The organism is Rhodococcus wratislaviensis (assembly GCF_041228765.1).
Lineage (GTDB): Bacteria > Actinomycetota > Actinomycetes > Mycobacteriales > Mycobacteriaceae > Rhodococcus_F > Rhodococcus_F wratislaviensis.
In genome coordinates this window covers 3531091-3547265 of the sequence record NZ_CP150488.1, presented here as the reverse complement: position 1 = coordinate 3547265, position 16175 = coordinate 3531091, and the positions used below count along the sequence as shown (strand labels likewise).

Here is a 16175-nt window from a genome sequence, read left to right as displayed (position 1 = left end):
TTCGAAAGGATTTCCCGATGAGCGTCATCCGCGTCGGATCCGCCCCCGACTCCTGGGGCGTCTGGTTCCCGGAAGACCCGCAGCAGACCCCGTACGGGCGGTTCCTCGACGAGGTCTCGGCGTCCGGCTACGAGTGGATCGAGCTCGGGCCGTACGGCTACCTGCCGACCGATCCGCAGCAGCTCCGTGACGAACTCGCGGCCCACAATCTGAAACTGTCGGCAGGCACCGTGTTCGAGCACCTGCACCAGGACGACTCCTGGGATGCCGTGTGGACCCAGATCGAGGACGTCGCGAAGCTGACCGCCGCCGCCGGCGGCAAGCACGTGGTCGTCATCCCGGAAATGTGGCGTGACCCGAGCAGCGGCGAGGTGCTCGAGGACCGCACTCTCACTGCAGCGCAGTGGAAGAAGAAGACCGGCGGCATGAACGAGCTGGGCAAGAAGATGTTCGAGCAGTACGGCGTGAAGGCGCAGTACCACCCGCACGCCGACAGCCACGTCGACACCGAGGAGAACGTGTACCGCTTCCTCGACGGCACCGACAGCGAGTACGTGAACCTGTGCCTCGACACCGGTCACATCAGCTACTGCGGCGGCGACAACCTCGCGATCATCGAGCGTGCTCCCGAGCGGATCGGCTACCTGCACCTCAAGCAGGTCGATCCCGAGGTCCGTGCCAAGGTCGAGGCGGAGGACCTGCCGTTCGGCGAGGCCGTCAAGCTCGGCGCGATGATCGAGCCGCCGCTCGGCATCCCCGACCTGCCTCCCCTGCTCGCCGCGATCGAGAAGCTCGACATCGACGTGTTCGCGATCGTCGAGCAGGATCTCTACCCCTGCGCCGTGGACGTTCCGCTGCCGATCGCCCAGCGCACCCGTAAGTACCTGGGGTCCTGCGGGATCCCGTCCGTCAAGTTCGCCTAACCGACCACGTCAGGAGCTAGTCAGCTATGTCCGGAAGCAACGACCTGCGGATCGCCGTCCTGGGTGTCGGAATGATGGGCGCCGACCACGTCGCACGCATCACCGAGCGCATCAAGGGCGCGACCGTCGCCGTCGTCAACGACTATTTCACCGAGAAGGCCGAGCAGATCGCGGCCGGGATCCCCGGATGCCGGGTGATCGGCGACCCGCTCGACGCGATCGCCGATCCGGACGTCGACGCCGTCGTCCTGGCCACCCCCGGGCCGACGCACGAGAAGCAGCTTCTCGCCTGCCTCGAGCACGGCAAGCCGGTGATGTGTGAGAAGCCGCTGACCACCGACGTCGCCACGTCTCTCGAGATCGTCAAGCGGGAAGCCGAGCTCGGTAAGAAGTTGATCCAGGTCGGCTTCATGCGACGGTTCGACCACGAGTACGAGCAGCTGAAGTCGCTCATCGACGACGGCACTTTCGGGCAGGTTCTCCTCGCCCACTGCGTGCACCGGAACCCCGCTGTGCCCCCGAGCTTCGACAGCTCGATGATCGTCAAGGACTCGCTGGTCCACGAGGTGGACGTGACCCGATTCCTGTTCGACGAGGAGATCACGTCCGTGCAGATCCTCCGCCCCCCCGCGAATCCGGGTGCGCCCGAGGGTCTGCAGGATCCTCAGATCGCGTTCTTCACCACCGAGTCCGGTCGTCACGTGGACGTCGAGGTCTTCGTGACCACCGGTGTCGCGTACGAGGTGCGTACCGAGATCGTCGCCGAGAAGGGTTCGGCGTTCATCGGTCTCGATGTCGGGCTCGTCCGAAAGTTCGGCACCGGCGCGGGCAACGGCCGCTCGGGCGCAGGTATGTCGGGCGGGGAGATCACCCCCTCGTTCAAGGAGCGCTTCGGCCAGGCGTACGACGTCGAGATCCAGCGCTGGGTGAACGCCGCCCGCACGGGCGCGGAGACCGGCACCTACATCGACGGGCCCGGTGCGTGGGACGGCTACGCAGCCGCTGCCGTGTGCGCCGCCGGCGTGCAGTCGCTCGAGACCGGCGAGCGCGTGGCCGTCGACATGGTCGACCGTTCCTCCATTCCGGGAGCGTGAACACGATGAAGATTGCACTCGATCCCACACCCTTCCACCACGACTACGCGCTTCTCGAATTGCCGGCGGTGGTCGCGGAACTCGGCTTCGAACACCTGCAGCTCACCCCGCATCGCGACATGATCCCGTTCTTCAACCACCCGAAGGCCGACGACGAGCTGGTCCGGCAGTTCCGCAAGGCCTGCAGCGACGCGGGCGTCGGAATCGCCTCAGTGTTGCCGGTTCTGCGGTGGTCCGGCCCGGACGAGGACGCCCGCGAGGCGGCGGTGCGGTACTGGAAGCGCGCCATTCAGATCACCGTCGACCTCGGTGTGAGCGTGATGAACACCGAGTTCAGCGGCCGCCCGGAGAAGGCCGAGGAATCGGAGCGCGCCTTCTACCGGTCGATGGAGGAACTCGTCCCCATCATCGAGCGTGAAGGCATCGACGTTCGCATCGATCCGCACCCCGACGATTTCGTGGAGAACGGTCTGGACGCCATCCGGATGATCCGCGGCATCAACTCGAAGAACTTCGGACTGGTGTACGTCGCGTGCCACAGCTATCACATGGGCGCCGGCATGCTCGAGATCATGCGGGCCGCCGGCGACATGCTGCGGCTCGTCCACGTCGCGGACACGATGGATCACCACCGCTCGCACGGACTGCGGTACATCACCAACCCGCCCGGCAACCCGGTGCGTGTCCACCAGCACCTCAAGATCGGTGACGGCGACCTCGACTGGGACGAGTTCTTCGGCGGGCTCGGCGAACTCGGTTTCTACGACAAACCCGACACGGTGATGGTGTCCAGCGTTTTCGCCGAAGACGAGAACGCTCACGACGTCTCCCGCTACCAACTGAAGACCATGAAGGATTACATCGCGCGCACGCGGTGAAAGGACAACACATGAGCACCAACATCACTCGCGAGATCGCACACTGGTCCGACGGCAAGGGATTCGCCGGTACGAGCGGCAACACGGCCCCGGTCACCAACCCGGCCACTGGTGCCGTGACCGGTCAGGTCGCCCTGGCCAGTGTCGAGGACGCCCGCGTCGTCATCGACGCCGCAGCGGCCGCGTTCCCCGCCTGGCGCGACACCTCCCTCACCAAGCGTTCCTCCATCGTGTTCAAGTTCCGGGAACTGCTCAACGCCCGCAAGGGCGAGTTGGCGGAGATCATCACCGCCGAGCACGGCAAGGTCGTCTCCGACGCACTCGGTGAGGTCTCCCGCGGCCAGGAAGTCGTCGAATTCGCCTGCGGCATGCCCCACCTGCTCAAGGGCGGCATGACCGAAAACGCCTCCACCAACATCGACGTCTCCTCCATCCGCCAACCCGTCGGCCCGGTCGGGATCATCTCCCCGTTCAACTTCCCCGCCATGGTCCCGATGTGGTTCTTCCCCATCGCCATCGCCGCCGGCAACACCGTCGTGTTGAAGCCGTCGGAGAAGGACCCGACCGCCGCGATCTGGATGGCCGAACTCTGGGCCGAAGCCGGACTGCCCGCCGGGGTGTTCAACGTCCTGCAGGGCGACAAGACCGCCGTCGACGAACTCCTCACCAACCCCGCCATCAAGGCCATCAGCTTCGTCGGCTCCACCCCCATCGCCCAGTACGTGTACGCCACCGGCACCGCCCACGGCAAACGCGTCCAGGCACTCGGCGGGGCGAAGAACCACGCCATCGTCCTGCCGGACGCCGACCTCGACCTCGCCGCCGACGCCATGGTCAACGCCGGCTTCGGCTCCGCCGGCGAACGCTGCATGGCCATCTCCGCCCTGGTCGCGGTCGGGGACATCGCCGACGAACTGGTGTCCAAGATCAAAGAGCGCACCGACACGTTGAAGATCGGCGACGGCACCCAGGACTCCGACATGGGTCCGCTGGTGACGAAGGTGCACCGCGACAAGGTCGCCTCCTACATCGACGCCGGCGAACAGGACGGCGCCACCATCGTCGTGGACGGGCGCACCGTGCAGGCGAATGGCGGTGCGGACGGGTTCTGGCTCGGACCGACCCTGATCGACCACGTCACCACGGACATGAGTGTGTACACCGACGAAATCTTCGGACCCGTCCTGTCCGTGATCCGGGTCGAGTCCTACGACGAGGCCCTGGAACTGGTGAACTCCAGCCAGTTCGGCAACGGCACCGCGATCTTCACCAACGACGGCGGCGCCGCGCGCCGGTTCCAGAACGAGGTCGAGGTCGGCATGGTCGGCATCAACGTTCCCATCCCCGTCCCGATGGCCTACTACTCCTTCGGGGGCTGGAAGAACTCGCTGTTCGGCGACAGCCACGCGCACGGCACCGAAGGTGTGCACTTCTTCACCCGCGGCAAGGTCGTCACCAGCCGCTGGCTCGACCCCAGCCACGGCGGCATCAATCTCGGCTTCCCCCAGAACGCATAGGTACTGGTTCTCCGCGCCGGACCGTCCGCGGTCCGGCGCGGAGTCCGTTCGATCGAAAGGAACTTCATGAGCGACACCTCTCTCGCCCGCCGTCATCGGGTCGTGGTCATCGGATCGGGATTCGGCGGCCTCTTCGCCACCAAGGCCCTGAAACGGACGGACGTCGACGTCACTCTGATCGATCGCACGACACACCACCTGTTCCAGCCGTTGCTGTATCAGGTGGCGACGGGAATCCTGTCCGAGGGTGAGATCGCGCCCGCGACGCGACTCGTCCTCGAAGACCAGCAGAACGCGTCCGTCCTGATCGGCGGAGTCGAAACGATCGACGTCGCCGACCGGACCGTCACCTCCACCCACCGCGGCCGCACGACGGTCACGGAGTACGACAGCCTCGTCGTCTCGGCGGGGGCCCGCCAATCCTATTTCGGCAACGACCATTTCGCCGAGCACGCACCCGGAATGAAGACGATCGACGACGCCCTCGAGTTGCGCGGCCGCATCCTGGGCGCCTTCGAAAGCGCCGAGGTGAGCACCGATCCCGCCGAGCGGGCGCGACTCCTGACGTTCGTCGTGGTCGGCGCCGGGCCCACCGGTGTCGAGATGGCAGGCGAGATCGCCCAGCTCGCGCACCGCACTCTCGCCGGCGCCTACCGCACCATCGATCCCCGTGACGCGCGGATCATCCTGCTCGACGCGGCGCCCACCGTGCTCCCGCCTTTCGACGAGAAACTGCGTCGAGCTGCCGCCGACACGCTGGAGAATCTCGGAGTCGAGATCCAGCTCGGCGCGATGGTGACCGACGTCGACGACGACGGACTCACCGTCCGCGACCAGGACGGAATCGAGCGGCGGATCGAGGCCGCCTGCAAGATCTGGTCTGCCGGTGTCGCTGCCAGTCCGCTGGGCAGGCAACTGGCCGAACAGACCGGCGCCGCCACCGATCGCGCGGGCCGTGTCCTCGTCGAACCCGACCTCACGCTGCCCGGCCACAGCAACGTCTTCGTCGTCGGGGACATGATGAATCGCGACGGACTTCCCGGTGTCGCGCAGGTCGCGATCCAGGGCGGCCGCTACGCCGCGCAGCTGATCGCCGCGGAGGTGCGGGCCCACCGGAAGGGTCGCGACAAGCCCGAACGCGTCCCGTTCCGCTACACGGACAAGGGCAGCATGGCCATGATCTCCCGCTTCCACGCGGTCGCGAAGGTCGGTCGCCTCAAACTGACCGGGCTGCTCGCCTGGCTGCTCTGGCTCCTGATCCACCTGGTCTACATCGTCGGATTCAAGAGCCGGCTCGCGACCGCCATGTCCTGGACATGGTCGTTCCTCGGAAGAACCCGCGGACACCTGGCGGTCACGGAGCAACAGGTGGTCGCGAGGACGGCCATCAACCGGCTCGATGCCTGGGAGGATTCCCGGGCGGTACCCGAGGCGGCGACGGCCTCCGCACGGTGAGTACCGTCGCCTCCGTGCCTGCTTCCGCTCTCACCGTCGGCATCGACGTCGGTGGTACCAGTATCCGGGCCTGCGTCGTCGACGAAACCGGTGAGGTTCTCGACTCCGTCCAGGCACCCACCCCGCAGTCGGCGAAGGCCCTCGAGGACGCGCTCGACCGTGCCGTCCGCGAGCTCGCGTCCCGTCATCGGATCGCCGCCGTCGGTCTCGCCGTGGCCGGATTCATCACCTCCGACCTCACCACGGTGCGTTTCGCCCCGCACCTGCCGTGGAAGAACGTGCCGGTGGCGAACGACCTGAGCGACCGGCTCGGGCTGCCGGTGGTCCTCGAACACGACGCGAACGCGGCGGCGTGGGCGGAGCACCGGTTCGGTGCGGCCGCCGGTGGTCGCAATGTCGTGATGGTCGCGATCGGCACCGGCATCGGTGCGGCGCTGCTCATCGACGGCACGCTCTACCGCGGCAGTTTCGGCGTTGCTCCCGAACTGGGCCACCTCCAGGTGGTCCCGGGCGGCAGACCGTGCGCCTGCGGTAAACGGGGGTGCTGGGAACGGTATTGCAGCGGAACCGCGCTCGTCGACACGGCCATCGAGCTCCTCGCCGCCGACCCGACGAGTTCGACGGTGCTCGCGCGCGAGGTGGCGAGCGACCCGGGATCGCTCACCGGCCGCCGTATCGCGAGCGCCGCGCGGGACGGCGACCCGCTCGCCGTCCGCACCATGGAGGAGTTCGCGCGGTGGCTCGGCGTCGGACTCGCCATGGTCGGTGACGTCTACGACCCCGATCTCGTCGTCGTCTCCGGGGGTGTCAGCGGCTCGGCCCCGCTGTTCCTCGATCACGCGCGGGACGTCTACGCCTCTCTCGCAACCGGTTCCGGACACCGTCCCCTCGCCCGCATCCGCGAAACCCAACTCGGCGAATCGGCCCAGCGGATCGGAGCCGCGACGATGGCCAGGGACGCGTTGCTGAACGGAGCTCCGCTCCCCGTGCGTGGTTGACGAGTCTCTGGACTCGTCGAGCACTCACCGGCCAGTCTTGGATTCGGCCGCGACCGATCGGAAGCATCGAACTGCGTGCGTGCCTCGGTGAGGAAGAGTTACCGGTCCTCGCTGCCATCTGGAAAGGCGCGGTCCAGGCGACGCACCACTTCATCACCGATGAGGACGTCACATATTACGATCAGCGCATCGTGGTTGACTATCTCCCTGCTCTCGATCTCACAGTGGCAGTACGGGAAGGCTTCGCCGCCGGATTCTCCGGACTCGAAAACGGGAAGATGGAAGTGCTGTTCGTCGACGACGTGCACCGAGGCCGCGGTGTAGGTTCAGCGCTGTTGCGCGATGCCATCAACCGTTTTCCCGGTCTGCTACTGGACGTCAATGTGCGGAACCGGCAAGCGTTGGCATTCTACGAGGCACACGGATTCGTCATTACCGGACGATCCGATACGGATGCAGACGGCCGCCCCTTCCCGCTACTCCACCTGGCGCACATCACACCTTCGCGCTAGCCGTCCGCAAGATTCTCCGATACTTGTCGGTGGCCCCCGGTAGGATCGAAGATACGTTCGATACCGGGGGGTTGTAGACTATGGGGGACAACAGTTCCAGCGCGGCCGCACTCGACGCGACACCGCCAGGGATAGTGGCGATCGAGGCGTTGCGCGTCGGCAAATCGGTGCTGGCGCAGGCTCAGTACCGCCAAGTTGTGGCGGTGACCGAGTTCTACGACCTGTGCTGCGACGAGGACGAGCGCCGCGGCATCAACCCGGCCCACTCCGGTTCCCATACGGCGGTGGAGGTGTCGGTCGCACTGGGAATGAACGAACCGGTGGTGACCGCCTGGATCGACCTCGGACTCGATCTGCGCCACCGATTGCACGGCACCCGAGTCGCATTCGCGGCCGGGCGGATCGACCTGGATCAGGCGCGAGTCATCGCCGCCATGCTCGCCGGCGTCAGCGACTCGAAGTTGGAGCAACTCGAAACCGCGATCCTCGACAGTCGCTCCCTGCCACCGTCCAAACTGCGAGCCCGCGCTCGTCGGCTGATCGCCCGTCACGACCCCGACAGCATCGCCCACCGCACCACACTCGCGGTCGCCGATCGCGACGTATGGATCCGCCCCGCGGAGAACGGTATGGCCTACCTCGACGGACACCTTCCCGCAGCCGACGCCCACACCCTCGCGATGCGGTTGCGGGAGATGTCGATCCACGACGTATGTGCCGACGACCCGCGGACTCTCCCCCAGCGGCGAGCCGACGCTCTCACTGCCCTCGCCGATAGCACCGGGCACCTCACGTGCCACTGCGGTCGGGAACAGTGCCCGGCCCGTGTCGCCACCGCGCGGACACGGCGGGCACCTCTCATTCAGGTCGTCGTCAACGCCTCGACTCTCCTCGGACTCGACGACCTTCCCGCCCACCTCGAGGGATACGGGCCGATCTGTGCGGACTCCGCCCGTACATTGGCCGCCGACGGTGTCTTCCAGCGCGTCCACACGCTGGCCATCGAAGGCGACGCAGGTGGGCACGTCCTCGAGATCAGTCCCGTTCAGAAGACTCACGGCATACCCGTGACCTACATCCGGAACACAGCAACCAGACCCGAACTCACCTACGCACCAGGGACGGCTCTCGGCCGCCGGATCAGGGCCCGCGACGGCAACTGCCGCTTCCCCAACTGCCAGGTCTCGGCACGACTCTGCGACATCGACCATACGACGCCGTTCGACCACGAGGACCCTGCGACTGGTGGTCTCACGGTCGAGTCGAATCTCGCGTGCCTGTGCCGACGTCACCACCGGCTGAAAACCGACGGCTCCTGGACCGTCCGCCAGACCGGGGCAGGGAACGTCGAGTGGACCACGCCGCGCGGCGACATCATCCGAACCGAACCCGAAGGGGCAGCAATCGAACTCGCCCACAACCACATCCGAGGGGTGCAGCGCTCCCGTGCCCTCCGACTGCTCACCGAGCGCTCCCACGACCAGCAGGACGAGGTGTATCTGAACGAACTGCAGGGGAGACGAGGACGGAACTCGGCGCCGCGGCCGGATGTGCCATGTAGGCCGGGCAACCCAGAACTGGAGGAGCGCCTGCCTTTCTGACCCTCGTTCAGGCAGCCACACACCACCACGCACCGGCACCACCACCCGAAGGCGGCGGCGCCGGTGCCTGAGATCCAGCGATCAGTGGGTGGCGACGGCAGCGGTGCTTCCCGCAGCCGACGCGTCGGGCTTGCCTGCGCCGAGGCGGTCCTCCAACTCTTCGAGGCTGCGCCCCTTGGTCTCCGGGACGAAGCGGTACACGAAGTACACCGAAACCAGGTTGACGAGGACGAACAGGCCGAAGGTTCCGGTGGATCCGAGGACGGAGTTCAGGATCGGGAAGACGAACGAGATCAAGGCGTTCGTCGTCCAGAGCACGAAGACCGCGATGCCCATGGCGAACCCGCGGATGGCCATCGGGAAGATCTCCGAGAGCAGCAACCACACGCAGGTTCCGATGAAGCACTGCACGAAGGCGACGAACACCATCATTGCGGCGAGGATGATGTAGCTGCGGCCGGTGGACGAGGGCAGCAGGAATACCAGTGACAGCGCGGCCTGCGAGGATGCCACACCGATGAATCCGGTCAGCAGCATCTTGCGACGATTCACGAAGCCCAGCAGGATGATTCCGACAATTGTCATGACCACCGACGTGACACCGACGGCGATGGTGGCAACCAGGGATGCACTGACACCCAACCCGCTCTGCTCCAGGATCGTCGGGGCGTAGTAGTTGACCGTGTTGATACCCGTTGCCTGCTGGACGATGGCCAGACCGCAGCCGATCCAGAGGATCCGGCGCATCCAGGGATAGTCGCGCAGATAGTGGACGGCGCCACTGACCTTCGAGTTCCGGTCGCGTGCGGCGTGGACGCTGATGCTGGCGTACTCGACTGCGGCCTCCGACTCGCTGCGGCTCAATTCGAGCGTGCTGCGGGTTTCGGCGAGCCGGCCCTTCGACGCGTACCACCGCGGCGAATCCGGGAGCGCGAGCATGCCGAGCAGCAGGAGTACCGCGGGCACCGAGGCGATGGCCAGCATGTACCGCCACACCGTCGGATCCTCGATGAGGTGATCGAGTAGCGCGTTGATCGAGAAGGCGAGCATCTGACCGGTGACGATCATCAGTTCGTTGATGGTGACCATCCGACCGCGGCGCTCGACCGGCGCCATCTCGGCCAGGTAGAGCGGGCAGGTGACGGCGGCGGCGCCCACACCGAGCCCGAGGACGATCCTGGCCAGCACCATGATCTCCACGTTGGGGGCCATCGCACACCCGAGGGCGCCGACGAGAAACAGACCCGCACAGACGAGGAGCGTGCGTTTGCGGCCGAGAGCGTCCGACAACCGGCCTCCGAGTAGCGCACCGACGGCGGCACCCGGGAAGAGCAGCGAGCTCACGACGGTTGCTTCGCCGACGGCGCTGAGGTTCAGCTCGTCTTTCATGTAGAGCAGCGCACCGGAGATCACACCGGTGTCGTAGCCGAACAGCAGGCCCCCGAGCGTGGAGATGACGGTGAGCTTGGTCAGGAAGCGTTTGTGACTGCGCTCGTTACGCGCAGCGCCGCCGCTTCCGCGGGCACTGGCAGCCGAGTGGGTTGTCGACATCAGGTGTTGGCCTTTCTGGGGAATGCTCACGCATCGCGACACGGAAGATCGGTTCACGTGTGTCGATATCGCCCGAGTGCGCTCGGCTCGGTGCAGCCGACGGGGGCGTTCTCTCCTGGACTGAAGCGCTTCACTAACGCGCTTCAGTTACCTACTATGATGTGAATCACAGAGGGTGTCAAGGGCAGATGACGCGATGCGTGAAAATGTCCCTGACGACGCGACCGAGGGAGATCGAGATGCTCGACGACCGAGCCACCGCGCACGACGGTGCGGAACGGCTACCCGCCGGCCTGCACCGACGCCCCACGATGGCCGATGTCGCGGCTCGGGCCGGGGTGTCGCGCACCCTCGTGTCACTGATCTTCAGCAACAAACCCGGCGCCTCCGACGAGACGCGGGAACGCGTCCTCCAGGCCGCGGACGACCTCGGCTACCGGCTCGACCGGGCCGCCCGCATGCTCGCCCGTGGGCGCAGTCGCACCCTCGGCGTGCTCATCGACGTCCACCAGACCTTCCAGGCCGACCTGATCGGAACCATCTACGCGGAGGCCGAGGCCGCCGGATACGAGGTCCTGCTCTCCGCGAGCGCACCCACCCGGGACGAACACAAGGCGATCGAAGCGCTTCTCAGCCACCGGTGCGAAGGCCTGATCCTGCTCGGTCCGCTGTCCGAGGCCGACTATCTGCGGACGCTCGCGGACCGTGCCGTCGTCACCGTCGTCGGCCGCGCACTCCCCCACACCGCCGTCGACACCGTGCGGACCGCGGACGCCAAGGGCATCCGGCAGTCCGTCGACCACCTCGTCGAACTGGGACATCGTGAGATCGTGCACGTCGACGGCGGCGCGGACCCGGGGTCACCCGAGCGGCGTCGCGCGTACCTCGCGGCGATGCGCAAGCACCACCTCTCCGACCACATTCGCGTCATTCCCGGTCAGCACAGCGAAGAGGCAGGTGTCGCCGCCGCGAACACTCTGCTGGCCGAGGACCGCCTGCCGACCGCCGTGCTCGCCGGCAACGACCGCTGCGCCATCGGTCTCATGGACGTGTTCACCCGCGCCCACGTCGACGTGCCCGGCGACATCTCGATCGTCGGGTACGACGACAGCCACCTTGCCCAGTTGTCGCAGATCGACCTCACCACCGTGCGGCAGGACACGGAGGGTCTGGCGCGGCACGCCGTGAGGTTCGCCATCGACCGCCTCGAGAACGAAGACCTCGACCCGCAGGATTTCGTGATCGACCCCCACCTGGTGGTGCGCGGGACGACCGGTCCGGCCCGGTCGTAGCCGAATCCCGCCGGCACCCGATTCAGCGCAGAGGCAACGGACTCACTGCGTGATGCTCCTCAGGTATTCGACGCTCCGGACGACGTCGCGCACGGGGCCTTCGTCCTCCGGTTCCAACGCGAGAATGGTGTCCTGTTCGAGGACGTACCAGCCGTCGTAACCCTGATTCTGCAGCCGCGCGACCACCCCGGCGATATCGACGTCTCCGGTGCCCAGTGGCGTGTACATCCCCTGTGCGACGGCCTCGGTGTAGGTGAGTTCGCCCGCCCGGACCCGCCCGAGGAGCGCCGCATCGACGTCCTTCAGGTGCGCGTGGGCGATCCGCTCGGGTGCCGTGGTGACGAGGTCGAGGGGGTCGGTGCCGCCGATCAGCAGGTGTCCGGTGTCCAGGCACAGCGGGATCGACGAGCCGTCCAGGATGCGGTCCACCTCGGCGCGGTTCTCGATCATGGTCCCCACGTGGGGATGGATCACCGCCCGGATCCCTCGGTCGGCAGCGGCCGACGACAGGCGGTCGAGGTTGCGTAGCAACGTCTTCCATCCCGAGTCGTCGAGTTCCGGTCGCGAATCGTAACCGACGGATCCCGTCACCGCCGCCAGGACCAGCACCTCCGACCCCGACACGACGAGTGAGTCGACCGCCCCGCCGATGGCAGCGACCGCGTCGTGATCCGGATCGTGGAGCAGCACCGGGACGAATCCCCCGACCGCCGTCAGGTCGTACCGGGCGAGGGCGTCCGTCAGCTCGAGCGGATCCGAGGGGAGGAATCCGTCCGGACCGAGTTCGGTGGCAGCGAGGCCGGCGTCACGCATCTCGGTGAGCACCCGGTCGGGGGCGAGTTGGTGACCCCAGCCCTCCACCTCACACACTCCCCACGAAATGGGCGCGCCTGCAAGTCGAATCGTCATCGTCGTGTTTCATCCCATCGCACCGCACGGTGCTGTTGTAGTGGCAGTGTGGCCGCCTCGGCAATCCCGCTCACGGCTGCCGCCGGGTGGTCTGCGTGGACAGACGTTCCGCGAGCACCGCCGGATCGGCGTTCTCCCGCAACGCTTCCCACACCGTGTCCACCTGAGTGGCCGGCGCGAGACTGTGCACCGGCTGATCGTGGTCGAGGTTGGTCGGGAACGGGTAGCACTCGGCCGTCGCGACGACGGCATTGCGGAGGGTGCGCTCGCTCGCCCCGGCACTCTGCAGCGCCAGCAGGGCCGGATACACTGCGTTCGCCATGGCCTCCCGGTCCAGCACCTCCATCGCCCGGCCGAACGGCGACGAGATCTGCAGCAGATTGGCCATCCGCCGGATCGCGTCCGAACGGTTGTGGCCCGCGCCGTGGTAGAGGGCTGGGTTGAAGAACACCGCGTCGCCCTTCCGCAGCGGCAGCTGAACATGACTGTCGCGGAAGAACTCGACGAACTCCGGCCGGGAGAACGCCAGGTAGCCCGCCTCGAACAGTTGCGAGTACGGCAGATACAGGGTGGGTCCGCTCTCGACGGGCATGTCGCAGTGCGCCACCGCACCCTGCAGTGTCAATGCGCCCGACATCCGGTGCAGGTGCGCGGGATACTCGGTCAGCTCGTGCCGGGGCACGATGCCGAGGTGGTAATCCCGATGCGGCACCTGCGCGGCACCACCGGGGTTGACCACGTTGACCTGCGACGTCACCTGATACAGCGGTCCAAGCCAACTCTGGCAGATCAGCGCGAGAATGTCGTTGGCGTAGTACTCGGCGAACACGTCCGGGGCGCCGAGAGCCAGCTTCTGCGCGGCGTTCCAGATGCGGTCGTTGGCGCCCGCCTTGCCGAAGTGGTCACCCACCACACCACCCGCCGCGTGCTGCTGCGCGATGAGGACGTCGAACTGTTCCGTGGCACGATCCAGGACCGCGAGATCGCTGAAGGCGTTCTGGAACACCACGATTCCGGGACCGTCGGTGAGCGCGCGCCCGAGTTCGGTCTGTACGGCGCGGCGGGACTGCGCGTCGTCGAGGTGGGGAATCAGCGTGTCGCTGCGGTACAGCAGGACGTTCTGTTCCACCGAGTGAGCGAACGGGTAGTCGGCGAGGTTCGTCGAGCGGTCCACGGAGGCACGAAACGCGTCGAGGTCGCAGTCGGAGTCGCGGATCCACTCACGCCGGCCGGTCGGCGGAGGAGTCGTGATGGTCATGGAAATAGTCTCGCTGTGTTGTGAGCGGCAAACAACAGCAGATATCCATCATTTTCACCTCAGGAGGCGGCCGTGAAGCACCGCTACAAGGTCCGTGAGGCCAGCTCGGCGACATGCCGTCCGCAGTCCTGATCACTCTGAGCAGCAATGTCTTCCGCGGCGAGCAGGAACGGGAGATGGGGTTCCGCGCCGCACTGCGAAGTTCGGCACCGACCGTGCGGCGATCGACATCGCGGAGGGCGACATCCTCGACGGAATCCGGGGTATGCGCCTAGGGTGTGTCTCCCAATGATTTGTGGTGTTGTGCTGCAGACTCTTCGGTGTGGCAGACGTTGTTGATCGGTTTGAGGTGTTGACGGACAAGCAGTGGGAGTTGCTCGCGCTGCTGTTGCCCAGTTCCGATGGGCTCCGGGGGCGGAAGTTCCGGAACAATCGTGTGGTGGTCGAGGGGATGCTGTATCGACTGCGGACCGGGTTGCCCTGGCGAGATCTCCCGTCGCATTTCGGGCCGTGGAAGACGGTGTGGAAGCGACATCGCCGATACGCCGGAGACGGAACCTGGGATCGGGTGCTGACGGCTCTGGTCGCGATGGCCGACGCCGGCGGGAACCTGGACTGGGCGGTATCGGTCGATTCCACAGTGGTCCGTGTCCATCAGCACGGTGCGAACGCCGCCCGCCACACAGGGGGATCTACCGAATTACACGAACCTGCGTGACGAGCCTGCCGATCACGGCATCGGCCGGTCGAGGGGCGGGTTGACCAGCAAGGCGCACCTGGCGTGCGACGGTCACGGGCGCCCGCTGTCGGTGCTGGTCGGCCCAGGCCAAGCCGGTGACAGTCCGATGTTCGCCCACGTGCTGGAGGGCATCTGCGTGCCGCGGCTCGCGGGCGGAGCGCACCGCACGCGCCCCGTCGAGGTCCGGGCCGACAAGGCGTACTCATCACGGGCAAACCGGGAACTGCTGCGCAGCAGAGGCATCAAGGCGGTGATCCCCGAGAAGACCGATCAGGCAGCGAACCGGGTGAACAAGGGCCGCGCAGGCGGGCGGCCACCGAACTTCGACCCGGAGTCCTACAAGGGGCGCAACGTGGTCGAACGGGCCTTCAACAAGGCGAAACAGTGGCGTGCGGTGGCCACTCGCTACGACAAACTCGCCCTCACCTACCGCGCCGGATTCCTGCTCGCCGGCATCGTCGAGTGGCTCAAGTTATTGGGAGACATGCCCTAGCCCTGCCCCTGGGGGACGGGCACTCCGCGCGATTGGAACCAGCCCGCCGGATCCATCTTGGTTCCGTTGACCGCCCACACCTCGTAGTGCAGGTGCGGTCCGGTCGACTGACCCCGGTTGCCCATGGTGGCGATCTGGTCGCCGGCCCGGACCTGCTGCCCGACCGACACCAGTGACGTGTCGATGTGGCCGTACACGCCGGTGGTGCCGTCGTCCTGCTGGATGCGGACCCACAGCCCGAATCCCGAGGCCGGACCGGTCTCGATCACGGTGCCGTTGGTGACAGCCTTGATCGGGGTGCCGATGGAGTTGGCGATGTCGATGCCGTTGTGGTTGGTGCCCCAACGCGGACCGAAGCCCGAGGTGAAGGTGCCGTCGGCCGGGACCAGGACGGCGGGTCGACGTGCCGCTTCCTCGGCCGCAGCCTTGCGTGCAGCCTGTTCGGCGGCCTCGCGAACCAGCCGTTCGACCTCGGCCTTCTCGAACGCCACCCGCTGAATCTCGCGCTCGGCGGCGCGCTGGAGTTGCTCGGTGTAGTCGACGGGTACCGGGCGCGTGACCTGCAGGAACTGGGGCGGCGTCGAGAGTGACACGCCCGTCTCGGTCGACGCCTGCGCGACCTCACCGGTGGCCGCGGAGGCGATGCCCCCGGAGGCGAGAAGAGCAGCGGCCGCCAGCGAGGTCGCGACGACCCGCCTGCGGGAGATCTTCGTCGAACGGAGGCGCCGGGCGCGCCGGGCTTGCGAGACGGTGTTCGGGTGTAGAGCCAAAACCACATTCCTCTGTCGAGTTCGTGATCGATAACGAAACGGTCACGGTTTCGACACAGGTTAGTACGCATCCGGAACAAACCGGCGAGTCGCATTGACACACCCGGGTCAGACTGTCGGCAATTCCGACATTTCTCGACCTCTCCAGTCACATGCACCCCATGAGCGCACATCGACGACAGGGG

The 16175-nt window shown here is 66.7% G+C and carries 14 protein-coding genes and 1 pseudogene; 11 read left to right on the top strand and 4 right to left on the bottom strand.

Annotated features, from left to right (window positions below):
• The first annotated feature begins 17 nt into the window (after positions 1-17).
• The 8 genes from WKC72_RS16230 to WKC72_RS16195 all read left to right on the top strand — a co-directional run bounded on the left by WKC72_RS16230 (position 18) and on the right by WKC72_RS16195 (position 8978).
• Positions 18-923: a sugar phosphate isomerase/epimerase gene (locus tag WKC72_RS16230; RefSeq protein ID WP_128641881.1), complete on the top strand. Its 906-nt coding sequence runs from the start codon at positions 18-20 to the stop codon at positions 921-923.
• Between the two features lie 26 nt (positions 924-949).
• Positions 950-2017: a Gfo/Idh/MocA family protein gene (locus WKC72_RS16225; protein ID WP_370183378.1), complete on the top strand. Its 1068-nt coding sequence runs from the start codon at positions 950-952 to the stop codon at positions 2015-2017.
• A gap of 5 nt (positions 2018-2022) precedes the next feature.
• Complete coding sequence (locus tag WKC72_RS16220) at positions 2023-2895, top strand: sugar phosphate isomerase/epimerase family protein (protein WP_370183376.1); 873 nt, start codon at positions 2023-2025, stop codon at positions 2893-2895.
• A gap of 11 nt (positions 2896-2906) precedes the next feature.
• Positions 2907-4412 carry a CoA-acylating methylmalonate-semialdehyde dehydrogenase gene (locus tag WKC72_RS16215; RefSeq protein WP_370183374.1) on the top strand — a complete coding sequence of 502 codons (1506 nt, stop codon included), beginning with the start codon at positions 2907-2909 and terminating at the stop codon, positions 4410-4412.
• A gap of 66 nt (positions 4413-4478) precedes the next feature.
• The gene (locus WKC72_RS16210; protein ID WP_370183372.1) at positions 4479-5867 is read left to right on the top strand and encodes an NAD(P)/FAD-dependent oxidoreductase; all 1389 of its coding nucleotides are present in this window, start codon (positions 4479-4481) and stop codon (positions 5865-5867) included.
• Positions 5864-6865, top strand: coding sequence for an ROK family protein (locus WKC72_RS16205; RefSeq protein WP_128641877.1), 1002 nt, complete (start codon positions 5864-5866; stop codon positions 6863-6865). The genes WKC72_RS16210 and WKC72_RS16205 overlap by 4 nt, the downstream gene beginning before the upstream one ends.
• Positions 6862-7377 carry a GNAT family N-acetyltransferase gene (locus WKC72_RS16200; protein WP_370183370.1) on the top strand — a complete coding sequence of 172 codons (516 nt, stop codon included), beginning with the start codon at positions 6862-6864 and terminating at the stop codon, positions 7375-7377. Before WKC72_RS16205 ends, WKC72_RS16200 begins: the two co-directional genes overlap by 4 nt.
• A gap of 80 nt (positions 7378-7457) precedes the next feature.
• On the top strand, positions 7458-8978 hold the full coding sequence (locus tag WKC72_RS16195) for a DUF222 domain-containing protein (RefSeq protein ID WP_370183367.1): 1521 nt from the start codon (positions 7458-7460) through the stop codon (positions 8976-8978).
• An 81-nt stretch (positions 8979-9059) separates the two neighbouring features.
• Here WKC72_RS16195 and WKC72_RS16190 read toward each other — a convergent pair whose 3' ends face one another.
• Positions 9060-10529, bottom strand: a complete 1470-nt coding sequence (locus WKC72_RS16190) for a sugar porter family MFS transporter (protein WP_370183365.1) — start codon at positions 10527-10529, stop codon at positions 9060-9062.
• A 239-nt stretch (positions 10530-10768) separates the two neighbouring features.
• On the opposite strand from WKC72_RS16190, the gene WKC72_RS16185 reads away from it, so the two are divergent.
• Positions 10769-11821, top strand: a complete 1053-nt coding sequence (locus tag WKC72_RS16185) for a LacI family DNA-binding transcriptional regulator (protein WP_081792677.1) — start codon at positions 10769-10771, stop codon at positions 11819-11821.
• 42 nt (positions 11822-11863) lie between these two features.
• Here WKC72_RS16185 and WKC72_RS16180 read toward each other — a convergent pair whose 3' ends face one another.
• Entirely contained in the window at positions 11864-12730 is an 867-nt protein-coding gene (locus WKC72_RS16180; protein ID WP_370183363.1) for a sugar phosphate isomerase/epimerase family protein, read from the bottom strand.
• Positions 12731-12800: 70 nt separating this feature from the next.
• The gene (locus WKC72_RS16175; protein WP_370183361.1) at positions 12801-13988 is read right to left on the bottom strand and encodes a phytanoyl-CoA dioxygenase family protein; all 1188 of its coding nucleotides are present in this window, start codon (positions 13986-13988) and stop codon (positions 12801-12803) included.
• Positions 13989-14092: 104 nt separating this feature from the next.
• Here WKC72_RS16175 and WKC72_RS16170 point away from each other — a divergent pair.
• Both WKC72_RS16170 and WKC72_RS16165 read left to right on the top strand, forming a co-directional pair.
• Positions 14093-14195, top strand: a pseudogene (locus WKC72_RS16170) (LacI family transcriptional regulator); the annotation flags it as partial.
• Positions 14196-14310: 115 nt separating this feature from the next.
• Positions 14311-15220, top strand: a protein-coding gene (locus WKC72_RS16165) for an IS5 family transposase (RefSeq protein WP_268789290.1) whose coding sequence is annotated in 2 segments (ribosomal slippage) — positions 14311-14667 and positions 14669-15220 — 909 coding nt in all. Because the reading frame shifts where the segments join, the coding sequence is not laid out codon by codon here.
• On the opposite strand, the gene WKC72_RS16160 is transcribed toward WKC72_RS16165, so the two are convergent.
• The gene (locus tag WKC72_RS16160) at positions 15217-15990 is read right to left on the bottom strand and encodes a M23 family metallopeptidase (protein ID WP_370183360.1); all 774 of its coding nucleotides are present in this window, start codon (positions 15988-15990) and stop codon (positions 15217-15219) included. The two genes, WKC72_RS16165 and WKC72_RS16160, sit on opposite strands and share 4 nt — an antisense overlap.
• Positions 15991-16175 lie beyond the last annotated feature (185 nt).

Coding starts and splice junctions, on each gene's coding strand:
- WKC72_RS16220 (WP_370183376.1), top strand. CDS start 2,023: ATGAAGATTGCACTCGATCCCACACCCTTCCACCACGACTACGCGCTT.
- WKC72_RS16225 (WP_370183378.1), top strand. CDS start 950: ATGTCCGGAAGCAACGACCTGCGGATCGCCGTCCTGGGTGTCGGAATG.
- WKC72_RS16190 (WP_370183365.1), bottom strand. CDS start 10,529: ATGTCGACAACCCACTCGGCTGCCAGTGCCCGCGGAAGCGGCGGCGCT.
- WKC72_RS16230 (WP_128641881.1), top strand. CDS start 18: ATGAGCGTCATCCGCGTCGGATCCGCCCCCGACTCCTGGGGCGTCTGG.
- WKC72_RS16210 (WP_370183372.1), top strand. CDS start 4,479: ATGAGCGACACCTCTCTCGCCCGCCGTCATCGGGTCGTGGTCATCGGA.
- WKC72_RS16185 (WP_081792677.1), top strand. CDS start 10,769: ATGCTCGACGACCGAGCCACCGCGCACGACGGTGCGGAACGGCTACCC.
- WKC72_RS16195 (WP_370183367.1), top strand. CDS start 7,458: ATGGGGGACAACAGTTCCAGCGCGGCCGCACTCGACGCGACACCGCCA.
- WKC72_RS16175 (WP_370183361.1), bottom strand. CDS start 13,988: ATGACCATCACGACTCCTCCGCCGACCGGCCGGCGTGAGTGGATCCGC.
- WKC72_RS16215 (WP_370183374.1), top strand. CDS start 2,907: ATGAGCACCAACATCACTCGCGAGATCGCACACTGGTCCGACGGCAAG.
- WKC72_RS16180 (WP_370183363.1), bottom strand. CDS start 12,730: ATGACGATTCGACTTGCAGGCGCGCCCATTTCGTGGGGAGTGTGTGAG.